Origin of the sequence: Methylobacterium sp. WL103 (assembly GCF_008039885.1) — a bacterium.
GTDB lineage: Bacteria > Pseudomonadota > Alphaproteobacteria > Rhizobiales > Beijerinckiaceae > Methylobacterium > Methylobacterium cerastii.
Window position 1 is genome coordinate 1 of sequence record NZ_VRUX01000564.1, and the last position, 2680, is coordinate 2680.

The 2680-nt window shown below is 73.8% G+C and carries 3 protein-coding genes; all 3 read right to left on the minus strand.

Translation table 11 applies throughout. The annotated features are described in order from the left end of the window. Positions 1-1248 (minus strand): alpha/beta hydrolase domain-containing protein (locus FV222_RS22360; protein WP_281406908.1); only part of this gene is annotated, 1248 nt, incomplete at its 3' end. Between the two features lie 253 nt (positions 1249-1501). Next, entirely contained in the window at positions 1502-1732 is a 231-nt protein-coding gene (locus tag FV222_RS22365) for a hypothetical protein (protein ID WP_147815669.1), read from the minus strand. 54 nt (positions 1733-1786) lie between these two features. After that, positions 1787-2680, minus strand: an 894-nt coding sequence (locus FV222_RS22370) for an amidase (protein WP_147815670.1), incomplete at its 5' end; no start/stop codon positions are given.

Consider the following 2680-nt stretch of genomic DNA (forward strand, 5'->3'; position numbering starts at 1 on the left):
GAGCGGGTTGCCGTCGGCGTCGCGTCGCGGCACCTGCACCACCGCATCCGGCAGGGCCTTGGGCGGCTGCAGCACGGCCGGGTCGCCGGTTGCGGGTTCCAGCGGCATCAGCCGGGTCTCGGGCGGAGGTTCGTTCCGCGCGACCCATCCGTCGAGGCGCTGCAGGGTCGCGCGCGCCACCGGCGCCCAGTCGAGCCGCCCCGGCGGCAGGGTGCAGGGCTCGGCCTTGAGCACGGTGACGTGCGAGGCGCCGGCCACGTCGTACATCCGGACGTTGCCCGGCAGGGCGAGGTCGGCGGTACCCGAGGCGCCGGTACGGCCCAGCGAGGCGCGCAGCGACGCATAGTCCACGGTGGAATTGAGCAGCATCGCCTTGGGCGGCACCTCTCCCCGCGCCTCGGCCGCGGCGACGATCGCGCCGACGGTCAGCGGCCCGTCGTGGACGCCGGGAAACTCCGGGTCGGCGAAGTTCGGCGCGCCGTCGGCGCTCGATCCGGGCCCTAGCCCCGAGCGCAGGATCGGCAGCAGCCCGGCGCCCGAGACGAAGACGTGCATCCCGTCGAAGACGCGCCGGCCCTCGGCCCGGTTGAAGCCGTGCAGCAGGAAGGTCTTGAGGAAGCGCCCGTCCTGCGACTTGCCGACGGCGAGCGTGCGGCTCACGCCGCCGGCGAGCGGGTTCGGCGTGCCGGCGGCGTCCCCGGCGGCGTGCGCGAGGAAGTCGGCCGCGTCCCGCACGATGGCGAAGCCGACCCCCTCGACGAAGCGTCGCCGTCCCTCCGCGTCGGTAAACGACGGCAGGTCGGCGCCCTGGCCGAGTTCCCAGTACACCTCGGCGACCCGGTAACCGCGATCCTCCAGGAAGCCGGTCCCGGCATCGAGGTTGCCCGACGCCATCGGGAGCGCCCGCGGGCTGTTGTAGAGCGCGTGGGCGTAGGCCTTGCCGCGGTTGGGCACATCGACCAGCAGGGCGCCGTTGCCGGCGGCGGGGTCGACCGGCAGGAACAGGATGATCCGCGCGCCGTATTCGACCTTTCCGGCGGCGTTGCGCCCGGCCTTGTCGAGATCGGGAATGCCCGCCTCGTCCGGCGCCAGCTCGCCGACGACCCGCCCGTCCCAGCGCTCGTAGGCCCCGGCCGCGAAGCTGCCGTAGGGCTGCTTGCCCGCGATCTCCAGCCGGACCACCTTGGCTTCGGCGGCGCCTGCGCCGAGCGCGAGGACGAGGGCGGCGGCGCGGAGGATGCGTTTCATGCAAGGACCCATTTTCCGGCGCAGCTTGGCGCAATCGCGCGGTGGCGGCTAGGCAGCCTCCGCGTCCGGCGATGCGGCGGAGCTTTTCGCGCAAGGGCTCGGGGAGCGATGCGAGCCAAACATCCTCCTGGCCGGGCTCGCGCAGCACCGTGCCGAATTCCAGGAGGCCGTGGGCGGGGATGCTCGGAGATGGCGACCCAGACGTCGTGGTCCGCGATGCCGAGGATCGCGCTCGTCTCGGCCATGATGCGCCTCACAGCGCCTTCCGATCCGGGGGCCGGCCCGCGGGGATGGCGACGCGGACCCAGAGGTGATCGGGCGAGGCCGGCGCGCCGCCGATGAAGATCGACCCCGGGTCGACCGCCTGGATGACGACCTGCACGAGGCATCGCGGTGCCCCCGCCTCGACCGCATGGATGGCGACGATGCGAGCCCGCTCCTCGGCGGTCACCGTCCGCGCGGTCGAGACGGCGTAGGTCGGCATCCGGGGGCGTCCCGTCCAGGGCGGGGGCGCCCGCCCCGGATGCGCGCGGGTCGCCTACAGGCTCGGGTGAAGCCCGCGCACCGGGCTGACCCCTTCCAGGAGCGCGGCGGCGTGCAGGATCGTCCCCTCCGCCTGCCAGCTGCCCACCACCTGCACGTTGATCGGCAGTCCCTCGCGGCTCGTTCCGAACCGCATCGACAGCCCCGGCAGGCCGGTCACGTTCAGCGGCACCGTCGCGCCCTGGAGGTAGGTCAGGTCGACCGTCTTCCCGTCGACGACGAGTTCCTTGATGCCGTGCTTGTGCGCCGGCACCGGCAGCACGGGCGTCAGCAGGATGTCGTGGTCGCGGAAGTAGGCGGCGTAGCCGTCGCGGAGCCGCTCCGCCGCCTGCTCGGCCGCGACGTACTCCGCCATCGTGGTGTCGGGCAGCGACAGCATGGTCCTGGCCATCGTGTACATCTGGTCTTCGTGCCCGGCGGTCGCCGCGCGGAAGGCCGGCTTCATCTCCATCACGTGGAGCTTGTTGAACACGTCGAGGGCGAAGTCGCGCTCCAGCGCCGGGATGCGCACGGCCTCCACCGTGTGACCGAGGCTCGCCAGCGCCTCGGCCGCCGCCCGCACGGTCGCCGCGACCTCGGAATCGACCGGCCCGAAGCCGGGCTCGACCAGCCAGCCCACCCGCAGCGGACGGTCCGGTGCGGGCGCCGCGCCGGCCTCGAACCGGCTGGCGTAGCCGTCCTCGCCGTCGGGGCCGGCAAGCAGCGAGAAGGCCAGCGCAAGGTCGCGGATCGAGCGCGCCATCGGGCCGACGTGCCAGAAGCGGCGCGGCGCCCGCGGCCAGATGCCGGTCATCGGCACGCGCCCGTGGGTGCCTTTGAGCGAGACGATCCCGGTCTGCGCGGCCGGGCCGCGGACCGAGATGGCGAGGTCGGTGCCCAGCCCCAGGGG